At 59.2% G+C, this 4,384-nt stretch carries 4 protein-coding genes and 2 pseudogenes; 1 reads left to right on the plus strand and 5 read right to left on the minus strand.

Features of this window, described 5'->3' with window-relative positions; all coding sequences use genetic code 11:
- Window positions 1-549: 549 nt before the first annotated feature.
- Window positions 550-1,581, plus strand: a complete 1,032-nt coding sequence (locus tag D2K64_RS22895) for a methyltransferase (protein ID WP_202910803.1) — start codon at window positions 550-552, stop codon at window positions 1,579-1,581.
- A gap of 230 nt (window positions 1,582-1,811) precedes the next feature.
- Here the strand turns inward: D2K64_RS22895 and D2K64_RS26370 are convergent.
- The 5 genes and pseudogenes from D2K64_RS26370 to D2K64_RS24815 all read right to left on the minus strand — a co-directional run.
- Window positions 1,812-1,940, minus strand: a pseudogene (locus D2K64_RS26370) (IS630 family transposase); the annotation flags it as partial.
- 23 nt (window positions 1,941-1,963) lie between these two features.
- A pseudogene (locus tag D2K64_RS26375) lies at window positions 1,964-2,047 on the minus strand (hypothetical protein); the annotation flags it as partial.
- A gap of 586 nt (window positions 2,048-2,633) precedes the next feature.
- Complete coding sequence (locus D2K64_RS22905; protein ID WP_120010691.1) at window positions 2,634-2,849, minus strand: hypothetical protein; 216 nt, start codon at window positions 2,847-2,849, stop codon at window positions 2,634-2,636.
- 249 nt (window positions 2,850-3,098) lie between these two features.
- Window positions 3,099-3,305 carry a cold-shock protein gene (locus tag D2K64_RS22910; protein ID WP_120010692.1) on the minus strand — a complete coding sequence of 69 codons (207 nt, stop codon included), beginning with the start codon at window positions 3,303-3,305 and terminating at the stop codon, window positions 3,099-3,101.
- Between the two features lie 431 nt (window positions 3,306-3,736).
- Window positions 3,737-3,988: a hypothetical protein gene (locus D2K64_RS24815; RefSeq protein WP_157986077.1), complete on the minus strand. Its 252-nt coding sequence runs from the start codon at window positions 3,986-3,988 to the stop codon at window positions 3,737-3,739.
- Between the last annotated feature and the right edge of the window lie 396 nt (window positions 3,989-4,384).

Here is a 4,384-nt window from a genome sequence, read left to right on the forward strand (position 1 = left end):
ATCGCCGACAAAGCCTATGATGCGGAGAGCTTGCGCCGCTGGCTCAGGGCGCGCCGCATCAAAGCCGTCATCCCCTCACCGCGACCCGCACCAAACCTTGCCCACTCGACCAGCGCGCCTACCAGTGCCGAAACCAGATCGAGCGCCTGTTCTGCCGCCTGACGAACTGAAGGCTGGCCACTCGCTACGACCGGTTGGCTCAGAACTTCCTCGCCGCGCTCGCCCTCGTCGCTGTCGTCACGGAGTGGATCTAAATGAGTCCCCTACCTAAGATTCACTACCTTTCATGTGACTGGGTGGCGTCTCGCGATGCGAGATACAAAGCCGCGATCCCCTGTCCTATCCGGCGGATCGCGTTAAAGACGCCTGTCCTTTCTGAAAGATGCCGCCGATGGCCCCTTTTACCTCCTTGTGCGTTCTGGGCGCGCCGCAGTGCTCATGAGTGTGCCCCGCCTGGAATGGTCCGAAGGCGGCACTGCCCGTGACGCGGCTTGGCTGTCCGGATCGGGCACTCTCCCTCCCCGACGCGTCCAAGCCGTGGATGATACGGTGCGCGCTGACGATGCCTTCCGTTTGACCTGCGAGGGCTTCGGGCTGCTGTGGCGCGGCGATTTCCAGAATGCCCGGCAACTGCTTCAGGCGCTGGCGCGTCGCCTCGACAGGCGTGCGGCACGCAGTCGCCTGCCCGACAACATGCCCATGCGCGAGCGCTTCAACCGCTATCGGCAAGGCCAAGCGCATCGCGCCCGCATTCTGGGCATGGTATTGATCCCGCTCGATACAGCCCAGGCCATTCCCCTGCGGCGTGCCCCGGATGTGCGCGCAGCCTTGCATCACGCGCTCGGCAGCATGCCTGCAGGTGAGGCCATGATATCACTGCGCGAGTTGCAAGGCATGATCGGGGCCTATGAATGGCATCGAAAGGGTGTGCCCATCGCGGCGCTGGGTGGCGCCTCGATTCACCCGGATTTCGGCGTGTTCTCCCCGATTAGAGGTGAATACCTTGAGTTGGTCGCCCGTGCGCCACTGCCGGCAGGAGAGAACGCCTTCGACATCGGCACCGGTACAGGCGTGCTGGCAGCCGTGCTGGCTCGACGTGGAGTCCCGGCCATCGTTGCGACCGATCTCTCGCCGCGTGCCTTGGCGTGCGCACGCGCCAATGTGGAGCGGCTAGGCCTATCTGGACAGATCGCAGTCCAAGAGGCCGACCTGTTTCCGCCGGGGCGCGCCGGCCTGGTGGTCTGCAATCCACCCTGGCTGCCGGGCAAGGCATCCTCGGTGCTGGAGCAAGCGGTGTATGATCCGGAAAGCCGCATGCTGCGCGGATTCCTGGACGGGTTAGCGGAGCATCTGTTGCCAAGTGGCGTAGGCTGGCTGATCCTTTCCGACCTTGCAGAACATCTTGGCCTGCGTAGCCGCGACCAGTTCTTAGACATGGTCAAGGCGGCCGGACTGGCGGTTATCGAGCGGCTCGACATTCAGCCGCGACACGCCAAGGTCTTCGACACCAGCGACCTGCTGCACGCCGCACGAATTCGCGAGACAACTTCGCTTTGGCGCCTGCGTGTGGCGGCACCTTGAGGACGGCAGGCGCGTCCCTGCGACGGAACGGCCGAGGATTGAGTGCGAATGAACCGATCGGGCGAACTGGCTCAGGACGCTAAGGTTTTTCATCTACTTTGCCCAGGCCAGAGCGACGCCCTTGGAACTGTTGAAGACGATCATTCGAAGCCTGGGATGCTCTGTTGAGACCTTTCTGGCCGGGATCTGAGGATCATGAGGTTGTGGGTGAGGACGCACAGGATGAGCTCGCGCGCCATGTTGGTGGAGGCCCAGGTTTCGTCAATGAAGACCAGCCGCTCGGAATTGAGATCGAGTTGACCGTCGAACCATTCCTTGCGCTGCTTCAGGACGTCCGGGCGGTCCTGCTCGGTGGCGTGCCGTTCTGAAGAACCAACTGCTGCCAGCGGATCGCGCTCGCCGCGCTGAGCCCGAACCATGCTGCCGCGGCTCGGCACGACATCCCACCATCAACAGCGGCGATCACCCGCTCTCGAAGATCCTATGATAGCACTCGCGGCATCCATGCCGGCCTCCTCGACCCGGCACAGAGCATGAATCAGAAAACCGTGCTGATGTGCATCCTCAACGATTCCGAAGGTGCGGAAACCACTCTAAAAAGTACTTGCAACGTCGTGCCTGATCGTTCGCAGAGTACCATGGCAACGCCCACGATTACTCTGGCTGCATATCTGTCGTTGGTGCAAAGCAGATATGGAAGCACACAAGGCCTCCGGATGAAGACTACGAGCGTAGTGCTGGGAATTTACAGTTTTCTGTCAAATGAATCCAGCATTTCGATGTGCGGCGGTTACCGCCTCGAAAGTCCCTTTCGGATCTCGCGCTCTACTGCTGAGCGTTCTGAAGAACCAATTCGACGAATGATCTCCTGCACAATAGCAGGTGAGACGTGATGCCGCTTAGCAAGGTAGGCGATCTCCTCCGTTGTAGCCAAAGCGGCTGAAGGAGGGACGGGTAGCTTTGGCTCGGACTTAGACATGGCTCAACCGTAGCTGTGAGGTTTAGTAGCTAAAGATTCAGGCAACGGATAGCGCCACCCGAAATCGGAAGTGTCAGTTGAACGGCGACGCCGGACCAGCACGAAGTTGGCTCTCGCGCACAACACGCTCATGGCCATCATGCTGATGCTTTAAGCGATATTCACGATCAAGATCATCATTCGGCAACAGGCGAACCACGATGTATGTCCCCGCCGGCGCGACAGCACCATACTTTATCGGCGTAAGAACAACATTTTGCCCGATGGAGAAGCGATGTGGCTGCCTCATGATCTGTCCCCGCGGGACGCGAAACTGCCGAACTGGGCTGCCCGCGCGCCTTGTTCGACCGGAATGAAGTAGCCGCAGAAAAAGAAACTAGCTAAGGATTGAATGCATTTCGAGAGAAGTATCCAAAATGCGGACTAAGGCCGGTGCGATTCGGACAGAGGCCTGGCACCCCACCATAAGCAAGGGGGGTTTCCAAAGCGGTTCCGTCGAAGCCTGGAGTGAGCAGGTCAAGCTCACTCCAAACAGTGCTTAGCCCTGCTTCAGGTTACCCGCCGAAACCTTGCCCTGCTGGCCCTTTTGAAGCTCGTAAGAGAGCTTCTCGCCCTCGCGCGGCTCTTGGATGCCGGCGCGCTGAACGTCGGAGATGTGCAAAAACACATCCTTCGAACCGTCATCCGGCTGAATGAAACCAAAACCCTTTGTGGCATTGAACCACTTCACGGTACCTGTCGGCATAGCGGAATTCCAATCGAGAAACATCTGCTGACCAATATAGCTCAGCAGGTCAAACCTCAGGGGGACACGGACACCGGGCTCGGCGCTCAATGATATCGAGCAAGGAGAGCAGGCCGAACCATACGATCTGATAATCAAATACATGGATGATATAGGCTGATCATGCAAGGCGTCGACCGTAAAATTGTACCCTAACGCACCGTACTCTCTTCACTTCCCGCGACGGCCCGTACCGACCAGCAACGGTATCTCTAAACGAATACAAGACGTGTTGGGATTCAGAGCACTCGGTAGCAACCCGAGGTCCTGTGTCGAGATTTCCACTAGTTGCCCGCAAAGGAAACGGGAAATCTACGTAACACTGTAATCATTGCGCGAACTGACCAGATTTCTGTTGTTTATTCATCAGTAGCTTTCACACTGCCTCCGGGCTATCGGACTTGGATCTGATCGGCCGCGGCCGCGAGCCAGAGAATGGCGAAGGAGAGGGCGGTCTTCTCTTGACGGATGGCCGCGGCGCGCGCCCAGAGGTTCTTTTCCTGAGAATGACTTCCCAAAATCATATGGAAACAAGCAACCGGTGCATCCTTCGCGTAGGCCGGATAGCGGATCCTGCGCCCTATGAAATGCGCCCGCAAAAGGTATCGGACGCAGACGCGGTCGCCGATGATCCGGCGCGGCATGTCCGGCAGCTGGTCGAACGGGCCATGTGCAGCGGGAGCAGGTCACGCGTGTGGCGGAACGCGAGTTCAAAGATGATTGCCCCTCCGCGTTCAGCCGCAATCACGCAGGGAGATCGGGCCGAGCGCCGTGTCACGCTGCTGAACCAACTCCGGCAGCGCTCCCAAACACCTGTTATGGCTCGGCGAATAAAGCGTTAGTTCGCCAGCCGTCAGGTTCCAGGCCTCACTGAAAGGCTGCGCCACCTAGGATGCGTGGACAAAGCTGATCCATAGGCGGATTGAGGACAGGGCGGCGAAGCCGAAGAAGCTGTTGGCGGTTTGGTCATATCGAGTGGCGACGCGGCGGTTGTTCTTCAGGCGGTTGATGAAGCACTCGATGCGGCTGCGGAGCGCGTA

Origin of the sequence: Teichococcus vastitatis (assembly GCF_003604215.1) — a bacterium.
Lineage (GTDB): Bacteria > Pseudomonadota > Alphaproteobacteria > Acetobacterales > Acetobacteraceae > Pseudoroseomonas > Pseudoroseomonas vastitatis.

Excerpts from the sequence above, each read along its gene's own strand:
- D2K64_RS22905 (WP_120010691.1), bottom strand. The coding sequence starts at position 2,849 with ATGAGGCAGCCACATCGCTTCTCCATCGGGCAAAATGTTGTTCTTACG.
- D2K64_RS22910 (WP_120010692.1), bottom strand. The coding sequence starts at position 3,305 with ATGCCGACAGGTACCGTGAAGTGGTTCAATGCCACAAAGGGTTTTGGT.
- D2K64_RS24815 (WP_157986077.1), bottom strand. The coding sequence starts at position 3,988 with ATGCCGCGCCGGATCATCGGCGACCGCGTCTGCGTCCGATACCTTTTG.